Raw genomic sequence first — 20,540 nt, 5'->3', positions numbered from 1 at the left:
CACGTATACATAAGGGACAAATTGAGACTCATACGATGGTAATGACAGCCAAAAATACAAGAGAGATTAGCGGGGGTAAGGAGGAGCGCTATGGGAAAATTGGACCCTTCTATGCGTTTAAAAGTAAAGAGGGATACGTTTTACCTCCCTGAACCAGGCAGAGGTGTTTATTTCAGGAATAACCTATGCTCTTTCCGTATGGAAGGAAGCGGAATTGACCAATGGGTTGAGAAGCTGCTGCCGATGTTCAATGGGGAGTACTCCCTTGAGTATTTGACGAATGGACTGCCTGGACCTTATAAAAACAGGGTCATGGAAATGGCAGAGGTTTTGCATAAAAATGGATTTGTTCGGGACGTAAGCAGAGACCTGCCACACCAGCTTTCCGAACATGCAGTGAAAAAATTCGCATCACAAATCGAATTTGTCGACAGTTTGGCAGATTCGGGAGCTTCAAGGTTTGAAACTTACCGCCGGACCAACGTCCTGGCAGTGGGATCTGGTCCTATTCTGACTTCACTCGTTTCATCGCTGATTGAATCCGGGATGGCTAAGCTGCAGGTGCTCTTGACCGACGAGGGATCGACGAATAGAGGCCGGCTGCTGGAACTGGTGGACCATGCTCGGAGAACCGATCCGGAGGTAGAGCTCCAGGAAGTTACATTCAGTAAAGGCGGATGGCGGGAGACCCTGAAGCCTTTCGATTCCATTTTATACGTAAGTCAAAAAGAAGACCTTGAGGAATTGGACCTCCTACACGGCATTTGCAGGACAGATAAGAAGCTTTTTATTCCGGCGATTTGTCACAGGCAGAAAGGAATCGCCGGACCCATCATCCATCCTGATTCTGAGGCGGGCTGGGAATCTGCATGGAGGCGGATCCACACTCCGGCCTTACGAAAAGAAAATCAGGTTTCGATCGAATCGGCGATCCCTGTAGCGATGATTGCGAACATGATCGTCTTTGAATTATTTAAAGAGATTACAGGAGTGACCAAATCTGATCAGCGAAATAGAATCTTTCTGCTGGATACAGAAACGCTTGAAGGAAGCTGGCATTCCTTTTTATCCCATCCCCTGGAGACAGGACAGTTAGCGGCTGAATTGGTTCAAAGTCTGGAAACGCGGCTGGAACAGGTGTCAGAAAGATCTGACCCTGAAAAAGTGCTGTATCTCTTTACTCTGCTAACGTCAAAAGAGACGGGGATTTTTCATGTATGGGAGGAAGGGGATACGAAGCAGCTGCCTTTGGCTCAGTGCCGTGTCCAGCCGGTCGATGCCCTGTCCGAGGGCCCTGCCGAACTGCTGGATGAGGTGATCTGCAGCGGCTTGACCCATGAAGAAGCACGCCGGGAAGCCGGGTTAAAGGGAGTAGAGATGTATGCTTCAAGGTTGGGGAGTTTGATCGTTCCCCATGAGACTGGTGAATATATAGCCATCGGGGCAGGAGCGACATTTGCAGAATGCCTCGACCGCGGTCTTCGGAAGTGTTTGACTGATGGGCTGCGAAAAAGAGAATCGGTTCAAAGCAGTACGATTTCCCGTCTTGAATTGGATAAGGTTGAGGATGAAGCATGCCGTTATTATCTACAGGCACTGACCACCATGCAAGGCCAGCCGGAAATCGGATTAGGGGAGGAAATGGCCGGATTTCCTGTCGTCTATGTTCGTGGAAGGAATGGCTGGTATGGAAATGCCGATTTAACGATCACCATGGCATTGAGGAACTCCCTCCAACATGCACTCTTTCAAGCTCAGAACGATAAGGAGGCTTTCGATGCAAACCCTGTTGGCGTTGCGTTAGAGCAAGGAAAGGCAGAAAGAATCACCATTCCAGCTAATGAAGACAGGACCCAGCCTCTGAAAGAAGCAATCGAAACCTTGAAACGGAATCAGAAGCAGGTAGTGGTGTATGAACTGAATATTGAGCCCGTTTTTAAACAGGAGCTCGCAGGCGTGTTTGGTGTGCTGCTGCGAGAGGAGGGAGTGCAATGAATTCTTTCGTGGTGATTGTAGGGGAGGGGATGCTTTCGGATCGAGTATGTGCCGAATTGTCAGCCCGTTATCCAGTATACAGGCAAAAAAACGTTGAAAAGAGCTTCCCGGTAAATACCGATTTGGTACTGACATTGGATGATACATGGAATCCGGCTGTACACCAAATGGCAGAAGAAGTGATGAGGGGGACTTCGGTTCCATGGCTGAGAGGCTTCGTTTCGTTCGGAGAAGGGATCATCGGCCCACTGGTTCAGCCCAACACACCGGGATGCTCACAATGTGCTGATTTGAGGCGTCTCCTTGGAGGAAAGGAACGGAATGAGATGCGGGAGGTACAGGAAAAACTCGCTGAAGACGGTGGAATCACGAAAGACCCGTGGGCTTCGAATACCGGTTTAGTGCACATGACTCACATCATCGCTGCAGAAGTTACCAGGGTCCTTGAAAGTGCAAAGCCACACTCCCAAGGACAGGTATGTTTTACCGACTTGAAAACATTGAACAGCTCCTGGCACACTTTCGTTCCCGACTCATTATGCCAAAATTGCAGCCCGATACCGGACGATTCTCCGAAGTTAGCCCGTGTTTCCCTCAAGCCCAGTCCGAAGATCCATGCCGGCAGTTTCCGCTGTACTCCCCTGGATGAACTGAAAAACGTCCTGAGAAAAGACTATCTGGATAATCGGACCGGACTTTTCAACAGCAAGATGTATGACCTGGTGACACCATTTGCCGATGCGAGTGTCAATATGCCGATGTTCTCCGGGGATGAAGGGACGGCCGGACGGACACAAGTCTACTCAGACAGCGAGCTGACCGCCATCCTTGAAGGATTGGAGCGTCACTGCGGGTTGGAGCCCCGTGGCAAACGGACAGTCGTCCATGATAGCTACCGACAGTTGGCGGAACATGCACTGAATCCCCTGAAGGTCGGCGTGCACACCGACGAGCAGTACGCCATGCCAGGTTTTCTATTTGAAAAGTTTGACCCTGACAGGGCAATGGACTGGGTATGGGGTTATTCACTCATCGAAGAGCGGCCGATTCTCGTCCCAGAACTCCTTGCCTATTACAGTCTGGGCTGCAGTTCATCCGGTTTTGTTTATGAAACGTCCAATGGCTGTGCACTTGGCGGAAGCAGGGAGGAAGCGATTTTTTACGGCATCATGGAGGTGGTCGAACGGGACTCGTTCCTTTTGACCTGGTATGCCGAGCTCAATCTGCCGCGTCTCGATCCTCTAACAGCAAAGGATGAGGAGCTCCAGTTAATGATCGAACGGATGCGGGCGGTCGCAGGGTATGATCTTTATTTGTATGACTCCACCATGGAGCACGGAATTCCAAGCGTCTTTGCGATGGCCAAGAACAGGAAGGATACTGGGTTGAATCTGATCCTCGCCGCAGGTGCCCATCTGGATCCTGTAAGAGCGGCAAAAAGCGCGATTCAGGAGCTCGCAGGTATGATGCTGAATCTGGATGAAAAATTGGAGAAGAACAAGGCGAATTATGAAAAAATGCTGGACGATGATTCCCTCGTAAGGCAGATGGATGATCACGGCATGCTGTATGGACTCTCCCAGGCAGAGGAACGTTTCACGTTTTTACAGGATGAGAGCAGGCCATTGCGAAGTTTCCAAGAGCAATTCAACTGGAGATCCGATCACAGTGATCTGACGGATGACCTTAAAGATATTCTTGAAAGATTCCGAAACCGGAACCTTGATGTCATTGTCGTTGACCAAACCGCACCAGAACTTGAAAAGAACGGACTATACTGCGTGAAAGTCTTGATTCCCGGCATGCTTCCCATGACATTCGGTCATCATCTCACCCGTCTTACAGGATTGGAAAGAGTCCTTAACGTCCCGGTAGAACTGGGATACTACGAGCGGCCGCTGACCTATGAGCAACTCAATCAAAAACCGCATCCGTTTCCTTAAGGTACGAGGAGGTGAGGAGGATGAGTCTGGAAGAATTTCTGCACAATCTGCAATTTAATATCAATCGGGCCAATCAGCCAAACTGGGAAGTGGACTGGGAGGATGCGCCTCTTCCCTATAAGCTTTACCGGGGGTTGCGGGTGGTCCCATTGTCTACAGAAGTACCACTGTCACTCCCCGAGGGACAGCCGCCATTACAACCCGATGTAGAAAGGATCGGTCATTTTCTCTGGTACGTCTACGGCATCATCGGGGTAAGTCAGTCGGTGCATCCTGATGAGTATCAGGAAGAGGCGGCTTACCCCATCCACTCGTATCGGCGGTTTGCTCCATCCGGAGGGGCGCTGTATCCGAATGAATTATATCTCTATTTAAAGCTCGAGGATTTGCCCGATGGAATCTATCATTATGATGCTGCCCACCACCGCCTCGTTCTGCTCCGGGAAGGGGATATCGATTCGTATGTGGAACGGGCACTCGGCAATCGCTGCGAGATCTCGACGTGTTTTGCCACGGCCTTCGTCTCTACAAGGTTTTGGAAAAACTTTTTTAAATACAATAACTTATCCTATCGCCTGCAGGGACTGGATGCCGGCGTTCTGATGGGGCAGCTGCTGGAAACGGCCAAACGGTTTGGATTCGAGTCAGGGGTGTATGTTCAATTTCTCGATTCCGCCATCAACCATTTGCTTGGACTGACAGAGGATGAGGAAAGCGTCTATTCCGTCGTCCCGCTTTCCGTTGCTGCAACGAATTGGGGTGGGAGGGGGATGGAGCGGGCTGTTACCGCTGAAGAGTTATGCCGGGAGCTGCCAGCTATTTCTCTAAGACATTATGAAAAGTCTGAAAAGGTTTGGGAGTTTCCTAGGTTACTGGAGGTGAATGAAGCTTCTAAACTCGATTGTACCGGTGGTTTTCAAAAGGTGACGAAACAACCGGTTATGAGAACGGGAGAAAAAGAAATCCATCTTCCGGAAATTGAGTCTGGTACTTATGATTTTGTTGATGCCTGCAAAAAGCGCCATTCTCCGGAAATGGATTTTGTCATGGGGAAGGTCAGCCAGGAGCAGCTGGCTGCCTTATTGAAAAGGGCGACTCATTCATACTCGTTTCGCAGTGACCTAGACAACGTTTTTGATGGTGAAGCACCCCGTGTTTCCATATATGGCTGTTTGTATAACGTAGAAGGCATCCCAAATGGCGCATACGCATATGACAGCGGCCGCCATTCACTATGGGAGATCGGTACCGGTGATTATCGTCTCCACCTGCAATCGGGGCTGTCGCTGGATAACGTCAATTTGCTTCAGGTGCCGCTGTGCCTTCATATTATTGGGAAAAAGGATTACTTCCAAGATACCCTTGGATACAGAGGTTACCGGATCATGCAAATGGAAGCGGGAATGCTTGTCCAGCGTCTGCTCTTGTCTTCGGCGGCCTGTGGGTTTGGTGGACACCCGCTGCTTGGGTTTGATACAGCGGTGACGGATGGGGTTTATAGATTGGATTCTGAGAATCTGACGACCTTGATTCAGATTCCGATCGGACCGTTCAGGGAGAAGGCTTGGTTGAGGGGGAGTTTGTTGAGTTGAGGATGAGGGAGCTGCGGGGACAGGTCCATTGGTTCTTTGCATTGGAGTCGAGGTGCCTGTCCCCGTGGCTTTTCCTTTTTCCCATGTCGCTTACTAACCAGAGCTGCCAGATAGACGGAAGAATTCCGCTTAATTCGTCATTGTTAGGTTAAAAAGGCTGAAATAGAAGGAGAAATTCCGCCTATTGACTCAAAAAATACAATAACGGACGAGTATTCTTTGCTTAAGCGGAAAAACTCCGCTTAATTACCCCAAAAACACCTTTCATTCTGAATGTAAGCGGAAATTCTCCGCTTATTTTTTGCGAAACGGTTCTTACCTGTCCCCACGGCGTTTTTTTCTCATAGATAAAGAAGATTCGACATGTCGGCATGATGATCGCATTTCTCGCACGATTATGACGAAAGCCGCATGATTCACCGAAATCCTGCACGATTATCTTCAAGCTGGCATGATACTGGTTGATGCTCATTATCTAAGAAGCGAGTTTAGACGGGAATATGGTGAATCTATAGGAGAAACATAAAAAACGTCCCTTGGGCAAAAAAATAGGACGTTTTTTCGTTTTTATTTAATCAGTCGCACTCTCTATATCTGCCTTCAATTCCTTAAACCATTTTAAGTTCACTAAATGGTGAGAACGGGAATTTTCATTCATACGGCCAAAATAATCAATTTGACCAGGTGATTCCTCAATGGTAGCTAAGTACTCATCGAGAAGAGCAATTCTGGCTTCAGTTTGATCAATTTGGGATTGGATTAACTCTACTAATTTATGTTTATCGTATACATCCGCAAAGAGTAATGCCCCATAAACTTGTAAGTTTACATACTCCGATTTGGTTCCGTATTTGGCCATTAATTTATCAAATTCTTCTATTCCTAAAGACGTTACTTTAAAGGTGTGAATGTCACGACCTTTGTTTGGCCGTTCTTGATGTGTTTCTTCAATCAACCCTTTTTCTTGGAGTTGCTGTAAATTGTAATAAAATGATCCTTTGGTAAAGTTAACGATATATTTATAATGTCGTTTTTCCATTAAACTTAATAGTTCGTATCCATGAGCGCCGGGGTTTTGAATAAGTAAGCCAAGGATGAGTAAGGGAATCAAGGCTGCATCACCTTCGCCATCTGTGCTTCAAATTCAGCGTATGTGATTTTGCCCAGAGCTAAATTCAAACTGTGAATATAGATTTGTTCCTTTTTCGAATAGGTATGGTTGACCGTTAGGGATTGGTCTTCATCCGAAAGAGGCCCTGAGATATGACACTTTTTCGAAAATGCCTCGAAGTAGCGAAACCCGAATTTGCGTTGGGAAACGGCGTCCAAATGAATACCATCCGGATTGGCAGTTAGACCTTCTGCCGATACAAAATAACAATTTTCCTGCTCATGAGCAAATCGATGCAATTCTGCGTTGATTTCCTGAAACTCTGATGAATACTTTCCGAAACCTTCTTTCCCTAAGAAATGACCAAGCTCACCAATAATTAATGGGGCGTCTTGAAGGTTTAATTCTTCACGTAACGTTTCAATGATAAGAGATAACTTTTCATAATACGTCTCATGTAGAGATAGATGGCTATCACTCTCACCTTGATGCCAAAGGATGCCACAAATTTCACTCGTTTCAAGAGCAAATCGTGCTTCAGACAAAGCATGTAGAAAAAGAGTACCTTGCGGGTGCCAATCATTCAAGGAACTGCCACCTTCCGCACAAGGAATCAACCCGATTTCATCATCAGGGTTGGCTTTCGTACACAGGTCTGCAAAGGATGCTGCCAGACTTACACCGGAAACAGGACGGTCATAATTAATAGGCTCTGTCATCATTTGCCACTGACCGTTGCGAAGCATCTTAATTTTTTCATTATAGATCGGGGCTACCTCATGCAAGAATCCACGACCTGCCATATTCGATTGTCCTAGCATTAAAAAAGATTTGATCATTTCATTATCATTCCTTTACACAATAGTCTAATTAGACTAAGCTAGTATAGAGTCTAATTAGACTATTGTCAATAAAAAGTGAGAGGACTGGTGATGTTGAAAAGTGTCAGAATGTTAAAAATCTGGACGTGTGTTGGACTATTGGTTCTAAGTCTTATCAGTTTAAGCCTCTTTGGAAACGGATCAAAGCAGACCGAGGCAAAAGAAAAAGCAACAATTCATGGGACTGGACATAAGTTCATGCAACTCGAGAAAAAGTTTGATGCCCGCCTCGGAGTTTATGCGATTGACACCGGTACAAATCGGACGGTAGCTTATCGACCTGATGAACGGTTTGCCTATTCTTCCACCTTTAAGGCTTTGGCTGCAGGGTTGGTGGTGCAGCAAAACTCGATGGACGAACTTGACGAGGTCATCACCTATACAAGAGATGACCTCGTCACGTATTCGCCCATTACAGAGCAATACGTGGATACCGGGATGACCCTCAGGGAAATTAGCGATGCGGCTATCCGGTACAGTGATAATACCGCAGGGAACCTTTTATTGCAGGAACTCGGCGGACCTGACGGCTTCGAAAATGTACTGAGGAAAATCGGTGATCATGTCACCGAGGCTGATCGCTATGAGACTGATTTGAACAGTGCCATCCCAGGAGACATCCGTGATACCAGTACAGCAAGGGCACTTGCCACCAACCTGAAGGCCTTGACGGTCGACGGCGTGCTCCCGCATGATAAGCGTACACTCCTGACAGATTGGATGCGGGGGAATACTACTGGAGACGAACTGATCCGTGCAGCTGTACCTAAAGGTTGGGAAGTAGGTGATAAAACGGGGGCTGGAGGCTACGGAACGCGAAACGATATTGCTATCGTTTGGCCGCCGAATAGAGATCCCATCATCATTGCGATCCTATCCAGCCGTGATACTGAGGATGCTGCCTATGATAATGAACTTATAGCAAGGGCAGCCAAGGTCACACTGACTGCTTTCAAGTGATTTTCTGAAATGTTCTTCAAGAAAAAGACACTATGGTTTAAGGTGAAGGGTTGAAAATAATTAACCTTTTTTATAAATCCAAAACTTAAATATACTAGAGAAGAATCCATTTTGATCAACTTTTTTAAAATGGATTCTTCTTGTTTTTCATAAAATATTTGTTTTAGTTGATGGTCAATTAGAGGTTTGTAAGAAAAATAAAGATATCTTTCACGTCTTTACAAAACCATAACTTTCTATTAAAAATGGATCAAAACTACTGTGCTACCTTGAAGATGACAAAAGCACAGGGAGGTTTTCCATGTCTTTAAGTAAAAGGATGTTGGCAGTAATGGCAGCTGGGGTTTTCTTCATCGGATCATCATTTGCGTCATCTTCCACTGACCCTGGAGAGTATATTTCTGTGCAGCTTCTGGGAGTCAATGACTTTCATGGCCAGCTGGAAACGGTTCGAACGAGGAATGGAAAGCAGGTAGGCGGTGCTGAATACTTGGCGGCCTATTTAAAAAAGCACCGGCAGGAAAACGAAAATACCCTGTTGGTCCATTCAGGTGACATGGTTGGTGCAAGCTCGCCTGTGTCATCTCTTATGCAGGATGAACCTGCCGTCGAATGGATGAACGAGGTCGGATTCGACATCGGGACTTTAGGGAATCATGAGTTCGATGAAGGAACGGAGGAGATGTTCAGGCTCCTTGATGGCGGCAAACATGAGAAAACGGGTACCTTTGAAGGGGCGGCTTTTCCATACACAGCTGCCAATGTCATCAATAAAAAGACAGGGAAAACCATTTTACCACCCTATTTGATCAAAGAAGTCGATGGGGTGCCCATCGGGTTAATCGGAGTTGTTACGACAGAAACGAAAGATATCGTCCTGCCAAGCGGGATTGAAGGCATTGAATTCACAGATGAAGTCACGGCAATCAATCAAAGCGTAAAGGAATTGAAGGCAAAAGGAGTTCGGTCCATTGTCGTTCTCGGGCATGTTTCCGCTTCTTCAAGCGAAGACGGAACAAATCCTGCTTAAGACCTCGCTGACTTTGCCCCCCGCATCGATGATGAAGTAGACATCATCTTCGGCGGACACAGTCACGGCTTTGCCAATACGTCCGTTGACGGGAAAATGATTATACAATCGTACTCATATGGAACAGCCTTTTCAGACGTAGACCTCCTGATCGACCGGGAGACGAAGGAAATTGTCAAAAAGCAGGCAGCCATCATCTCCACCTATCACGATGGAACCCTGCCCGACAAAAAAATTAAAAAGATGGTGGATTCTTACTCGGCAGACAAACAGATGATGCTGGACCAGAAAATAGGTCAGGCCGTAGCCCCCATCACAAAGGATAAAACCGCCAGTGGGGAGCGGCCGATTGGAAATCTTATCGCAGATTCACACCGGGAGAACATGAACACGGACATCGCATTCATGAATCCGGGTGGAATCCGGGCGAATCTGGATGAAGGCGAACTTACTTGGGGAGAACTGTACACCATGCTCCCGTTCGGCACCAACCTCGTCAAACTAACATTGACCGGTGCCGAAATCAAAGAAGCACTGGAACAGCAGTGGACGGGTAATTTTCAAACGATCATGCAGACATCGGGGCTCCACTACACCTACGATAAAGATGCACCACGTGGACAAAAAGTCGTAGCGATGACCGACAGAGATGGAAACGCCATTCAGCCGGATCAGGCATATACTGTGGCCCTCACCAATTATCTTACAACCGGCGGAGACGGGTTCACTGCTTTTAAAAAAGGCCATGATTCTGTGGAAGGGCCGCCGACATTGGACTCATTCATTACCTATATCATTGAATCAGGCGGAAGCGTAGCACCGCCTGAGACGAATCGCATCAAAGTACAGTAAATGAAAAACAGTAGAGTAGGGACAGTTCAGTTCCCACTCTACTGTTTATATTTTCATTGGAGAATCCTGTCCCTCTGGTATTGCCTACACCCAAACTCTTATACATGAATCCGGAAGGACACTAATAAAATACACTATTAGTACCTTTTAGGGGGAGTTCCGATGGAGAGCACGATCATCAGAAACGTCAGAGTATTTATCGCAAGTCCCTTCTTCAGCGAGGAACAAGTCGACCGGGTACAAAGGCTCGAGCAGTCCCTTATGCGGAATCCATATGTGTCGGAAATCTTCTCCGCACGATTTCATCAATTCGAACATCTTGAATTTGGATCAAAAGAATGGAGGCGGAAGGTGTTTCGCAATGACTTGAGACACTTGAGGCGTTCCGATGTGCTGGTGGGCATCCGCGATTACGAAGGCAAGTACGTGGACAGCGGAACGTCATTTGAAATCGGGTACGCATACTCGATGCGGAAGCCCATCCTATTGATTAATGAAAAAAATGGGAACATGAATTTAATGTTGGCTGAAAGCTTACACGCCTACTTTACAAAAGTAGAAGAACTGGCGACGTACGATTTTCACCGGATGCCGAGAGTTCCGTATGAGGGGCCGGTTATATAATCACTCCATTCACATCGCTTCTTTCAACATGGATAGGAGCGATGTTTTTCTTTGAAAAAAATATACTCCATATTTTTTAAATTGTGAGCTTAAGAAAGGAATAGTGACAAAATATGTTAATATGAACTTAATAAATACGGAACTGATTCTGGTGGGGATGTGATCAATCTATGAATATGATAGTGGAACAAGTAGCTTATGAGAACAAGGCGGCTTTAAGACATCTAATTGAATTGTACCTTTATGATTTCAGCGAATTTACACATGATGATGTGAATGAATTCGGTCTCTATGACTATAAGTATGTGGATCATTACTGGAGTGAGCCGGACAGATTTCCATTCTTTATTAAAGTAGAGGATAAATTGGCGGGATTTGCTTTGATCAGAAGTATCAAGGATGAGGACACTGACCACTATCACTCAATGGCTGAATTTTTTATTATGAAGAAATACCGCCAAAGGGATGTAGGTAGAAAAGCTGCTATCAGTCTATTTGAGAAATTCAGTGGCAGGTGGGAAGTGTCTGTTATAAAGGAAAACAAATCTGCTTATTCATCTTGGAGGAAAACCATCGGGAAATATTTATATACAGAAAAGAAGAATGAAGATGGTGTGACTACATTCTTCTTTTACACCCAAAATCATTAGGAATGGAAAAATAAAGGGGGAGGCATTGTGCGAAAAGGATTACTCCATCATATTGAAATTTATGTATCTAATTTAAATAGGTCAATTGATTTTTGGAGCTGGTTTCTTGGAGAATTAGGATATGATCTTTTCCAAGAATGGGAAAGTGGGCAAAGTTGGAAAATGGAAGATACATATATTGTTTTTGTACAAACAGAAGAACGGTTTCTTGACATTCCATATCATAGATGTAGAGTGGGTTTAAATCATTTAGCCTTTCACGCAGATTCACGAGAACACGTCGATCATTTGACTTTGAAATTAAAAGATAAGGGAATAAACGTTCTTTACACAAACCAGCATCCATTTGCGGGGGGAGACGATTATTATGCCGTTTACTTTGAAGACCCGGATAGAATAAAAGTTGAATTTGTTGCACCTTAATTATTCAATATTTGGGTGATCTTAAATAACAAAGGGCGCGTTTGTTATGGGAGCGTCCTTTTTGAAACTCTAAAAAAGGGAATTGGATTGTTCACCTTGAAAGCCGTTAAAGGGCAGTTATCTAGGATAAGAGATTCTTATCTTTAATCCACAATAGGACCAGATCATTGAAGAAGGATATTATAATCGGAAGTCGTATTTATTCCATTAGTGATGATCACTTAGGAGGACGTAAATGCCAGTGTCTAAAGATAATGCAGAATACAAGATTCGAAATGTAAGAGTAGACGATGCGGAGATACTTTTGGAAATTGAGAGGTCTGTTATTTCTGAAGGTGAATATTTCATCGTAGTAGCAGAGGAGCTAGAAAAAAAGCCTGTGCAGGAGGAGAAAGAACGAATACAACGTAGATTGGATAACGACAAAGAAACGCTTATCGTAGCGGAAGTAAATGGTGTAGTTGTCGGATCGATAGAATTTCGTTCACAAACGACGAAGAGATTATCACATACTGGCTCTGTTTCAATGTCGATAAGTAAAAATTACAGAGACATGGGAATAGGGAAGGCGCTTTTAAAGGCATTATTAGATTGGGCAGAAGAGAACCCATTAATTGAAAAGGTAAGTTTAGGGGTCCTTTCAACAAATCAAAGAGCCATTTCGCTGTACAAGCAGATGGGCTTTTTGGAAGAAGGTCGTTTAATGAAAGAATACAAGTTAAGTCATGGGAAATATATTGATGATGTTCTTATGTACAAATTTGTACAATAACCTAATGTGGCGTTAGTTTGAATAACTAATATTACATCGTGAAAGGGGATATTTATGAGTTTATCATTAGGAAAAGTTTCTATGGGTGAAAGTGCGTTAAAAAGTATATTAACAAAGATTAAATATGGAGAAAGTAACTGGCAAGAGGTGGATAGGTTATTGATAATAAAGTCTATGCTAGAGCATATTGGTTCAACAGATGGTGAACTCCGCGATCAGTTGATTTATACCTCTTTTTATAGATTGATAATTGAGAATAATCAACTAGAACCTGAACTGTTAAAAGAACTATTAGATGCTTGTTTAAGTGAACTGATTTTTAAAGGAATCGGTGAAGAAGAAACGGATACAGTCTTCACAAGAGCGTTTGCTACCCTTTAATAGCATTGATCTTGTACAGAGATAATCAAGCAAACTTTTTATCACCAAGCACAGTTTATAGGATTAAAGAGAAGTTAATTAAATACATCAACCTTGAGAGAGATTTAAGAGGATATGTCGCTGGTAAAGGGTGGGCACATAGTATTGCTCACGTAGCTGACACTTTTGATGAACTGGTAAAAAACCCAAAATTAGACACGGAATTTCATCCGGAAATACTAAAGACATTGTGGGGGAAGGTTCTGGTATCTAACAGTGTCTATGTCCACGATGAAGATGAAAGGATAATTAACCCTATTCTTGAAATGTTGGAAAGAGGACTGGACATTCAAAAAATAGAAGAACTAGTACAATACTTACCTATTGAATTAAAGTCTCAAAAAGAGCAGCTTGAGAATGAAGAGTATTGGTTCTTAGTGTTTAATATTAAAACATTCTTAAAAAGTTTTTACATAAAAATAAATAGTAATTCTAAACTACTATCACTTCAGAAAAGTATTGAACAGTGCCTACCCAAAATCTATTGAAGAAATCTCTTCACTTTGAGTGATATGAGATTAAGCGTATTTCTTGTTCCGTATTAGGGGGCGTTGATCTAAGAAGGATTAACGTATCCTCAGATGGTAGCAAGTTAACTGACACTTGTATTTATTCATAAATAAAGTAAGCTTTGTGAAAAAGTCTGAATATGTATATGATCTAAGAAACTCAAATTCTATAAGACTTAAGGTAATGCTGGAGTAATAATTAAGACAGGTAGTTTTATATAATACTTATTCATATAAGAATATAGACCGGGGACAGTTTCCTCACTATCCAACTGCCCCCGGTCAGCTATTTTAGTTGACAGAGTCATTCAGATAGGAAACGGCGATCTGAAATGCCTTTATCCTTCTCTCGATGTAGGTACGCTGCCCACTTCCGGACTTCAGCTTCTCAAGAAAGGAAGGAAGCGTCAACAGCAAGCCCTCCAGAACCTCTTTTGCCTCTTTCAAGTCTTTTTTGCTGACATCTAAACCTTTGCCTTTGCCTTCCCAACGTGCATCCAGCACATCTGCGCCAATCCGAGCGGCTTTCAATCGCTTCTCAAGCAACTTTGTCTGAGGAGCACCAGGTTTCATATGAGCAAGGGCATTTTCCGATTTACGAATGATCGATAGAAAGGCTTCAATCGATTGCTGTTTTTCTTCAGCTGATATATTTTCCATGAACCAATCACCTCGATTCTCTGTGTGTACAAAAATACATTGCCGGCACCTCGTATTCGGTTCCAACTTCGTCCTCCGCGCCATTGCAGAAGTGTATGCACAAGATAATAACAAAGGAAAATTTGCTCGTGACTTTGTTGCCGCCTGTGTGAAGGTGATGGATGCGGCTCGGTTTTTTTGGTTTTATTACAATGGTTTCATTTTGTTATATAGGAATTGATCCTGATCTTTGCTTTGCCTTGATATAAAGTTAATAAAATCTGAAGGAAGTTCATCAAATATTTATACTAGTGTAACGTTCTATTATTAATTTCCCGCTAGTATGGTGTTGCAACAAACTATGTTTGGAGGTTTTAAGACATGTATCGTTCATTAATGAAAACGGCTATTGTATCTGCGTTATCACTTTCTACTGTTCTTTCAATTGGAGTGCAGGATCATGATGCCAAGGCTGCAAATCCTCAAGAGAATCTATCAATCGGGAAGAACAAATTTACCTGAATCACGGATTACAAAACAATTAGCCAAAGGAGTCACATACACGGACATTACTAGAGGTTATTATTCAGATAAAGCCTATTATACGGTGGATGTCGCTTTTTTTGATACAAAGGAAAAAGCCGATACCCTTATTCAAGAAATGAAGGAAAAGGGATACCAAGCAAAGCTTCATAAAGTAGAGAATAAACATTCGACATTCACAGATGTAAAAGAGAAAAAAATTGGATATGTGGTTCGTACAGGGGATTTCAAAGAAGAGAAATAAGCAGATGAATTAGCTGATCAATTGAAAGCCCAAGGATTTGAGAAAGCAAGAGCCACTTTTTCGGAATATGATGGAACAACGAAATCAACGGGTCCATGGCAAATAGATGTTCTTGAGATTGATCCTGATGAATTTCAGGGTGAACTGACGAATTCACTGGCAAAGAATAAAGTCACAGGCCGCGAAACCGTATCTTCTATGGTAAATCGGACTCAAGCATTAGCTGGAATAAATGGAGGCTACTTTGTCGTAGGTTCAGCTGACGGAATTCCAGGTGATCCGGCGGGGGTCTCAATAGTAAATGGACAATTGGTAAGCGAAGCGATTGGAGATCGTACAAGCCTCCTTCTTTCTGGTAACAACGCAGAGATAACAAATACCTCAACTTCATTACAAGTCGAAACTGAAAGTGGCGAAAGCTCGGTCATTGATGGTATCAACCGGAAACCTGGATTGATCCGTAGCTGCGGTGGGGTCGCGGACAAGGAAACCAATGAACCCAAGCATGATGTGACGTGTACTGATGAAGAAGAAATCATCGAATATAACTCCTATTTCGGTGATGTTACTCCTAAAGGAGACGGCTTTGAGGTCGTACTGGAGGAAAATGGGGAAATTGTTGACACATACTCCGAACGAGGGCACAGTATTCCTGCAAACGGCAGTGTGCTTTCAGCCACAGGAGAACAGGCAGACTGGCTAGAAAATAATGTCTCAGCAGGAGAGAAGTTGTCGATCACGAGAACAGTAACAGCTGATGGAAAGCAGATAAAAACTCAATCTAGTTTAGATATCATCAATGGAGCACCTCAACTACTTGACGATGGAAAGATAGAAATTCAGGCAAAAGAAGAGGGATTTGCATGGAGCAATGACTTCTATTATCATTTTGCACAATATCGTCATCCAAGATCCTTTGCGGGCATTAAAGAAAACGGAAATATATTATTCATTACTGTAGAGGGTCGTAACCCGAAACAGAGTATTGGTGTCAGCTTCTATGAAAGTGCTCGAATCCTTCAATCGCTTGGGGCGGTTAAAGGAATGAACCTTGATGGTGGAGGTTCATCAGCGATGATCGTTAATGACCAACTTGTAAATCAACCGTCAGACGACGCTGGTGAGCGCCCCGTGTCCGATAGTATCCTCATTTTTAAGTAATTTATAGGAGTTAATAAAGACCAACCGAAAAGCCAATTTACTGCGTTTATCAGTAAATTGGCTTTTTATGTAGCTCTTTTTTTAGTGTGTGGTTGTTAGAATAGTTACCAAGTTATTAAAATAGATAAGGATTTCGGTGTCTGACCCTCAGCATATTAACGTTTTATTGTAGAGAGGGAGGAGTAGTGGATACCTCTATTTTGTGAAAAATCTTCTTGAGTAAAATGCTGGATTTTGAAATAATTGGTATTAAGTGAAAAAAGATTAATTCAAAAAAATTAAAACAGCAAACATCAGGGGGAAAGTATATTGGATATACATATTAGAGAAGCCACAAAGAGTGATTATGAAGTGGTTCAGGGAATCCAAAGACAAGTGCACGAAATGCATACAAAGGAAAGACCAGACCATTATAAGATGGCTGATACTACGTTAGACAAAGAATATTTTAACCACTTGATAGAGGGAGAAAATACAAAGGTATTCTTACTCGAAGAAGGCCCACCAATCGCTTATACAATCCTTACGATCAAACATACAGAGGAAAGGCCCATTCTCATTCCAAAGAAAGTGGTCTATATGGACGATTTTGGTGTCGATTATAAGTACAGAGGAAAAGGGTTGGGGAGAGTATTCTTTGAAAAAATAGTAGAGTACGCAAAGAATATAGAAGCAGACTCATTAGAACTAGGCGTGTGGGAGTTTAACGAAAATGCTATTAAGTTCTATGAATCAATGAACTTAAAGACAAAAATGAGGCGGATGGAAATAGAGTTATAAAGCTCTCCTTGTTCCATCGCGTCGACTTGGGTCTATGCGAAAGGTTTCGCTAAGGAAGATCACATCTACATGATTTGATATTATGTTTACCACGCAGCTTCAATGCTATGGATAGGAGAGTGAAATATGGAAAATAACGTCTTTGAAGAGATGGCGAAAAGATACGATACAGAAGATCGAATAGAATTAGCTAAAGTAATTGTTAAGGAAGTAAAACAAGAACTACAAAATAGTAAATCAAAATCTTTAATCGACTACGGGAGTGGGACTGGTCTGATTAGTCTTCAATTAACGGATTTAGTGGAATCCATTTTGTTGGTGGATTCATCAGAACAAATGGTAGAGGTTGCGAAAGCAAAGATTTCTCAAAAAGGTACCACCAACTCGGAAGCTCTTTATTCAGATTTTACTCAGGGAACTCCAGATCTTAAGGCGGATATCGTGTTAATGTCACTCGTCCTTCTTCATATTCGCGATACTGAAAAGATTTTAAATGAGTTGTTTCACATTCTGAATGATGGTGGCAAGCTCATAATTGTTGATTTTGATAAAAACGATCATATCAGCCACCCGAAGGTTCATAACGGTTTTGTCCATGAAGAACTGAAAGAAAGGCTATCCGAAGCGGGATTTAAGTCAACGGTAATCAAGACATTCCATCATGGAGAAAGTATTTTCATGAATCAGGATGCCTCCATGTTTATATCCAGTAGTATAAAGTGATTTATGGGAAACAGTAGATTCACCATAAACATCGAGTTTGAAATCATAAAGATTTTAGGCTCGTTTTTTTTAGTTAGTCGTTGGCGAAGTAACAAAGGAAGGGAAGCCTGTAACTGTGGATGTATATTTCGATAAAGGGACAGTTAATCAAATAAGTGATTGTGTATTTTACATATATTTGAAACAATTAAGGAAAATGTAAATTTGGTGAATATAATGTTTCCAGAGGTGGTTAAATAGATGCTAATTCTATTAGCGATATTAATTTTTGCAGGTGGATGGTTTGTTTTTGTAAGAAACAAAAGCAAAGGAAAGTCCAATTGGATTCTCTGCTTAATCATGCTTTTGAGCCCCGTATTGTTTCATATTATTGGTCTTACTTATGCAAGCTATCTTCACGATCAAGGTCAAGCATTTGGATCAGCATATTTAGCACTTTTGTTACTCTTCAATAGTCTAGTTATGTTAGCAGTCACTATTTTAAAAACTAAAAAAAAGAAAAGCACTACAAATGTTTCTAACTGAAATTTGAACAATCTGAAGCTTTTCTAAAGAATGACAAGGGTTGAAGTTCAACGCACGGTTCTTCAGCTTTTTTGTTCTACTTTTTGAGTAGGATATTGGTTGTAGTCCTATATACAATCCACGAAACTGTCATTTAAGTTGTTGAATATGCTTTGGTGCCAAGCGTTAAGGAGGCGTTCTTATTAAATATTGTTTATATATTATAATGGCAGCTTTTCTTCTAGCTGGTTGTTTTAATAATGGAGATTCTATTATTTATGAAAAGCTTGAGGTCAACGATTTTGATTCCCCTCCAAAAAGTACTGTTTTAACTAGAAAAGAGATGACAAATAAAACCTTGCGATACACCGAAATTAAAATTGAAAAGGCAGGGGAAGAAGCAGCTAGGTTATCTGTTGCAGATGGTTTTTCAGGGTTAAACGACCACTTTTCTTCTGGCATTGTCGATGTCATAGATTCAGAAGCGCATAAATACCGTGCAATTTATATAGGTAACGATAATACCGTAGATTATATAAAGAACAATGACCCCAAAAACGAGTATGAGAAAGTAGTATTAGAACTATATGATGCCATGGAAGAAGCTAACGAAAAGATGCCTTATATCGAGTTTACGGTTGTTGAGTGAACTTCATTGTTGCCCATATGGGGCGATGGAGCTATTTGAAACCAATTGTCCTCCTCAATCAGGTAGTATATTTTCTTATTCAACTAACATGTGGTACCTGAATTAATGTCTGATAAAAAAGTAATGCGAAAATTGAAATGAAGCACATGAGTATTATTGAATGTTATAAATAAAAATATATGGAGGAAGAGTTATGTGGGTAATATTAGGGGTTATTGCAATAGTAGCAACTGTTATAAATCTTTATATGTATACAGCAGGAAAGGACTATAAGCTCGCTATGGCGTTAGGGTTATCATTTACAGCATTAACACTTTGTGCAGATTACAGTTATGTATCTCGGTGGGTAAAGGTGGAAGATTGGGCGGCTTTATCGGATGTAGTGCCTGGTATGGCAAGGGCACTATGGTTTTTGACAATTGCTTCAATCTTACTAAATATAGCACCTATTCTTTTAGAACGAAAAGGTAAGAGATAATTACTTTTTGGGAACCACTGAAAGTGATATCGAAAATAAGTAAGATAATTAACCAGGCGGTGATTGTTAAAAGCAACCACTCCCTTGTCATGAAAGAAGGAATGAAATGAGAAATTCTACTAAAGACATTTATAATAAGTTAGCCAATACATATCAAAACGACGTTGATGAGAAAAGTCCTTATAACGCTTATTATGAACGACCAGCCATGATGAAGGCTTTGCCCTCCCGATTAAAAGGGAAAAGGGTGCTTGATGCCGGTTGTGCGGCGGGATGGTATTCTTCTCAATTATTGCTTCAGGGGGCTGAGGTCACTGGTATAGATAGTAGTTCCGAAATGGTAAAAGCAGCGCGGCATCGATTAGGGGACGAAGCGACACTTCTTTGTCATGATCTTCAAGAGTCCCTTCCGTTTGAGGATGATTCCTTTGATGTGATTGTAAGCTCACTTACGCTTCATTATCTAAAGGATTGGACTCATACATTTCAAGAATTCCATCGCATTCTAAAAGCAGGTGGAACCTTTTTATTTTCGGTTCATCACCCATTTATGGACTATACAAGACACCAATGCGAAGATTATTTTAAGACCCAATTCTTAACAGAAACCTGGAACAAACCGAATATTACGATTGACGTAAGTTTTTACAGAAGGCCCATGCAGAGTATTATTAATGAAACCACTCAATTTTTCAATCTCGATGAGCTGATTGAACCCCAACCGCAAGAAAGGATGAAAGAAGTGAAAGAAAAGTCTTATCGCTATCTCATGACCAGCCCTCACTTTCTTATAGTAAAGGCTATGTCAAGAAAGCTTCTGGAAATCTAGGGACTGGAATATAATCTTAATTTCAAAAAAAATATAGGAAAATTTATCAACTGGGAGATACCTTTTCTTTCTAAACTAGTCTTTAATATAAATCAACGAAATAAAAGCTGAAGATCGGGTAGTCCGTCTTCAGCTTTTAAAAATTTTCTTGACAATTCAAGCTACTTTGTCATACTATATACCAGTAGTAAGTAATACTAAGTACAATACCGAAATTCCTCTGAAACA

The 20,540-nt window shown here is 42.3% G+C and carries 24 protein-coding genes; 21 read left to right on the top strand and 3 right to left on the bottom strand.

The annotated features are described in order from the left end of the window. The first annotated feature begins 90 nt into the window (after nucleotides 1-90). From DET59_RS10760 to DET59_RS10750, 3 genes are read left to right on the top strand one after another with little or no spacing between them, the layout of a single operon-like run. Complete coding sequence (locus DET59_RS10760) at nucleotides 91-1,995, top strand: putative thiazole-containing bacteriocin maturation protein (protein WP_113969671.1); 1,905 nt, start codon at nucleotides 91-93, stop codon at nucleotides 1,993-1,995. Continuing rightward, nucleotides 1,992-3,938 carry a TOMM precursor leader peptide-binding protein gene (locus DET59_RS10755; protein WP_113969670.1) on the top strand — a complete coding sequence of 649 codons (1,947 nt, stop codon included), beginning with the start codon at nucleotides 1,992-1,994 and terminating at the stop codon, nucleotides 3,936-3,938. Before DET59_RS10760 ends, DET59_RS10755 begins: the two co-directional genes overlap by 4 nt. A 20-nt stretch (nucleotides 3,939-3,958) precedes the next feature. Then, nucleotides 3,959-5,530, top strand: a complete 1,572-nt coding sequence (locus DET59_RS10750) for a SagB family peptide dehydrogenase (protein ID WP_113969669.1) — start codon at nucleotides 3,959-3,961, stop codon at nucleotides 5,528-5,530. Nucleotides 5,531-6,101: 571 nt separating this feature from the next. Here DET59_RS10750 and DET59_RS10745 read toward each other — a convergent pair. Both DET59_RS10745 and DET59_RS10740 read right to left on the bottom strand, forming a co-directional pair. Continuing rightward, on the bottom strand, nucleotides 6,102-6,641 hold the full coding sequence (locus DET59_RS10745; protein ID WP_113969668.1) for a PadR family transcriptional regulator: 540 nt from the start codon (nucleotides 6,639-6,641) through the stop codon (nucleotides 6,102-6,104). Beyond that, nucleotides 6,638-7,480 (bottom strand): sialate O-acetylesterase, encoded by an 843-nt coding sequence (locus DET59_RS10740; protein ID WP_113969667.1) that lies wholly within the window; start codon nucleotides 7,478-7,480, stop codon nucleotides 6,638-6,640. Before DET59_RS10740 ends, DET59_RS10745 begins: the two co-directional genes overlap by 4 nt. Nucleotides 7,481-7,591: 111 nt before the next feature. On the opposite strand from DET59_RS10740, the gene bla reads away from it, so the two are divergent. From bla to DET59_RS10700, 9 genes are all read left to right on the top strand, one after another. After that, a complete protein-coding gene (gene bla / locus DET59_RS10735) occupies nucleotides 7,592-8,482 on the top strand; it encodes a class A beta-lactamase (RefSeq protein WP_397540934.1) in 891 nt (296 codons plus the stop codon). 301 nt (nucleotides 8,483-8,783) lie between these two features. After that, the gene (locus tag DET59_RS22070; protein WP_258549642.1) at nucleotides 8,784-9,512 is read left to right on the top strand and encodes a metallophosphoesterase; all 729 of its coding nucleotides are present in this window, start codon (nucleotides 8,784-8,786) and stop codon (nucleotides 9,510-9,512) included. 96 nt (nucleotides 9,513-9,608) lie between these two features. Continuing rightward, the gene (locus tag DET59_RS22065; protein ID WP_258549641.1) at nucleotides 9,609-10,364 is read left to right on the top strand and encodes a bifunctional metallophosphatase/5'-nucleotidase; all 756 of its coding nucleotides are present in this window, start codon (nucleotides 9,609-9,611) and stop codon (nucleotides 10,362-10,364) included. 162 nt (nucleotides 10,365-10,526) lie between these two features. After that, a complete protein-coding gene (locus DET59_RS10725) occupies nucleotides 10,527-10,988 on the top strand; it encodes a nucleoside 2-deoxyribosyltransferase (protein ID WP_113969666.1) in 462 nt (153 codons plus the stop codon). A gap of 170 nt (nucleotides 10,989-11,158) precedes the next feature. Next, nucleotides 11,159-11,638 carry a GNAT family N-acetyltransferase gene (locus DET59_RS10720; RefSeq protein WP_113969665.1) on the top strand — a complete coding sequence of 160 codons (480 nt, stop codon included), beginning with the start codon at nucleotides 11,159-11,161 and terminating at the stop codon, nucleotides 11,636-11,638. A gap of 27 nt (nucleotides 11,639-11,665) precedes the next feature. Continuing rightward, nucleotides 11,666-12,061: a VOC family protein gene (locus DET59_RS10715; protein WP_113969664.1), complete on the top strand. Its 396-nt coding sequence runs from the start codon at nucleotides 11,666-11,668 to the stop codon at nucleotides 12,059-12,061. Nucleotides 12,062-12,296: 235 nt separating this feature from the next. Next, a complete protein-coding gene (locus tag DET59_RS10710; RefSeq protein ID WP_113969663.1) occupies nucleotides 12,297-12,833 on the top strand; it encodes a GNAT family N-acetyltransferase in 537 nt (178 codons plus the stop codon). A gap of 54 nt (nucleotides 12,834-12,887) precedes the next feature. Beyond that, on the top strand, nucleotides 12,888-13,214 hold the full coding sequence (locus DET59_RS10705; protein ID WP_113969662.1) for a hypothetical protein: 327 nt from the start codon (nucleotides 12,888-12,890) through the stop codon (nucleotides 13,212-13,214). 11 nt (nucleotides 13,215-13,225) lie between these two features. Then, nucleotides 13,226-13,741 (top strand): DUF2785 domain-containing protein, encoded by a 516-nt coding sequence (locus tag DET59_RS10700; protein ID WP_181778119.1) that lies wholly within the window; start codon nucleotides 13,226-13,228, stop codon nucleotides 13,739-13,741. A gap of 312 nt (nucleotides 13,742-14,053) precedes the next feature. Here DET59_RS10700 and DET59_RS10695 read toward each other — a convergent pair whose 3' ends face one another. Next, nucleotides 14,054-14,422, bottom strand: coding sequence for a hypothetical protein (locus tag DET59_RS10695; RefSeq protein WP_113969660.1), 369 nt, complete (start codon nucleotides 14,420-14,422; stop codon nucleotides 14,054-14,056). A gap of 360 nt (nucleotides 14,423-14,782) precedes the next feature. Here DET59_RS10695 and DET59_RS21640 point away from each other — a divergent pair, with 360 nt between their 5' ends. The 9 genes from DET59_RS21640 to DET59_RS10650 all read left to right on the top strand — a co-directional run bounded on the left by DET59_RS21640 (nucleotide 14,783) and on the right by DET59_RS10650 (nucleotide 20,312). Next, on the top strand, nucleotides 14,783-14,923 hold the full coding sequence (locus tag DET59_RS21640; RefSeq protein WP_181778118.1) for a hypothetical protein: 141 nt from the start codon (nucleotides 14,783-14,785) through the stop codon (nucleotides 14,921-14,923). Further along, on the top strand, nucleotides 14,862-15,188 hold the full coding sequence (locus tag DET59_RS10685) for an SPOR domain-containing protein (RefSeq protein WP_113969658.1): 327 nt from the start codon (nucleotides 14,862-14,864) through the stop codon (nucleotides 15,186-15,188). The genes DET59_RS21640 and DET59_RS10685 overlap by 62 nt, the downstream gene beginning before the upstream one ends. Before the next feature lie 21 nt (nucleotides 15,189-15,209). Continuing rightward, nucleotides 15,210-16,349 carry a phosphodiester glycosidase family protein gene (locus tag DET59_RS10680; RefSeq protein WP_113969657.1) on the top strand — a complete coding sequence of 380 codons (1,140 nt, stop codon included), beginning with the start codon at nucleotides 15,210-15,212 and terminating at the stop codon, nucleotides 16,347-16,349. A gap of 309 nt (nucleotides 16,350-16,658) precedes the next feature. Then, complete coding sequence (locus DET59_RS10675) at nucleotides 16,659-17,129, top strand: GNAT family N-acetyltransferase (RefSeq protein WP_258549640.1); 471 nt, start codon at nucleotides 16,659-16,661, stop codon at nucleotides 17,127-17,129. 126 nt (nucleotides 17,130-17,255) lie between these two features. Further along, entirely contained in the window at nucleotides 17,256-17,852 is a 597-nt protein-coding gene (locus tag DET59_RS10670; protein WP_113969655.1) for a class I SAM-dependent methyltransferase, read from the top strand. Nucleotides 17,853-18,092: 240 nt separating this feature from the next. Next, nucleotides 18,093-18,377: a hypothetical protein gene (locus tag DET59_RS10665; protein WP_113969654.1), complete on the top strand. Its 285-nt coding sequence runs from the start codon at nucleotides 18,093-18,095 to the stop codon at nucleotides 18,375-18,377. A gap of 205 nt (nucleotides 18,378-18,582) precedes the next feature. Further along, the gene (locus tag DET59_RS10660) at nucleotides 18,583-19,005 is read left to right on the top strand and encodes a hypothetical protein (RefSeq protein WP_113969653.1); all 423 of its coding nucleotides are present in this window, start codon (nucleotides 18,583-18,585) and stop codon (nucleotides 19,003-19,005) included. Between the two features lie 193 nt (nucleotides 19,006-19,198). After that, on the top strand, nucleotides 19,199-19,483 hold the full coding sequence (locus DET59_RS10655) for a hypothetical protein (protein ID WP_113969652.1): 285 nt from the start codon (nucleotides 19,199-19,201) through the stop codon (nucleotides 19,481-19,483). Nucleotides 19,484-19,589: 106 nt separating this feature from the next. Then, on the top strand, nucleotides 19,590-20,312 hold the full coding sequence (locus DET59_RS10650; protein WP_113969651.1) for a class I SAM-dependent methyltransferase: 723 nt from the start codon (nucleotides 19,590-19,592) through the stop codon (nucleotides 20,310-20,312). The last annotated feature ends 228 nt before the right edge of the window (nucleotides 20,313-20,540 follow it).

The sequence above is a fragment of the Rossellomorea aquimaris genome, from assembly GCF_003315075.1.
GTDB classification, from domain to species: Bacteria; Bacillota; Bacilli; order Bacillales; family Bacillaceae_B; genus Rossellomorea; species Rossellomorea aquimaris_C.
The sequence above is the reverse complement of the archived record's forward strand: the minus strand, read 5'-3'. Positions and strand labels throughout refer to the sequence as shown.

Coding starts and splice junctions, on each gene's coding strand:
- DET59_RS10760 (WP_113969671.1), top strand. CDS start 91: ATGGGAAAATTGGACCCTTCTATGCGTTTAAAAGTAAAGAGGGATACG.
- DET59_RS10755 (WP_113969670.1), top strand. CDS start 1,992: ATGAATTCTTTCGTGGTGATTGTAGGGGAGGGGATGCTTTCGGATCGA.
- DET59_RS10750 (WP_113969669.1), top strand. CDS start 3,959: ATGAGTCTGGAAGAATTTCTGCACAATCTGCAATTTAATATCAATCGG.
- DET59_RS10740 (WP_113969667.1), bottom strand. CDS start 7,480: ATGATCAAATCTTTTTTAATGCTAGGACAATCGAATATGGCAGGTCGT.
- bla (WP_397540934.1), top strand. CDS start 7,592: ATGTTAAAAATCTGGACGTGTGTTGGACTATTGGTTCTAAGTCTTATC.
- DET59_RS22070 (WP_258549642.1), top strand. CDS start 8,784: ATGTCTTTAAGTAAAAGGATGTTGGCAGTAATGGCAGCTGGGGTTTTC.
- DET59_RS22065 (WP_258549641.1), top strand. CDS start 9,609: ATGATTATACAATCGTACTCATATGGAACAGCCTTTTCAGACGTAGAC.
- DET59_RS10725 (WP_113969666.1), top strand. CDS start 10,527: ATGGAGAGCACGATCATCAGAAACGTCAGAGTATTTATCGCAAGTCCC.
- DET59_RS10720 (WP_113969665.1), top strand. CDS start 11,159: ATGAATATGATAGTGGAACAAGTAGCTTATGAGAACAAGGCGGCTTTA.
- DET59_RS10710 (WP_113969663.1), top strand. CDS start 12,297: ATGCCAGTGTCTAAAGATAATGCAGAATACAAGATTCGAAATGTAAGA.
- DET59_RS10705 (WP_113969662.1), top strand. CDS start 12,888: ATGAGTTTATCATTAGGAAAAGTTTCTATGGGTGAAAGTGCGTTAAAA.
- DET59_RS10695 (WP_113969660.1), bottom strand. CDS start 14,422: ATGGAAAATATATCAGCTGAAGAAAAACAGCAATCGATTGAAGCCTTT.
- DET59_RS21640 (WP_181778118.1), top strand. CDS start 14,783: ATGTATCGTTCATTAATGAAAACGGCTATTGTATCTGCGTTATCACTT.
- DET59_RS10685 (WP_113969658.1), top strand. CDS start 14,862: ATGATGCCAAGGCTGCAAATCCTCAAGAGAATCTATCAATCGGGAAGA.
- DET59_RS10670 (WP_113969655.1), top strand. CDS start 17,256: ATGGAAAATAACGTCTTTGAAGAGATGGCGAAAAGATACGATACAGAA.
- DET59_RS10665 (WP_113969654.1), top strand. CDS start 18,093: ATGCTAATTCTATTAGCGATATTAATTTTTGCAGGTGGATGGTTTGTT.
- DET59_RS10660 (WP_113969653.1), top strand. CDS start 18,583: ATGGCAGCTTTTCTTCTAGCTGGTTGTTTTAATAATGGAGATTCTATT.
- DET59_RS10655 (WP_113969652.1), top strand. CDS start 19,199: ATGTGGGTAATATTAGGGGTTATTGCAATAGTAGCAACTGTTATAAAT.
- DET59_RS10650 (WP_113969651.1), top strand. CDS start 19,590: ATGAGAAATTCTACTAAAGACATTTATAATAAGTTAGCCAATACATAT.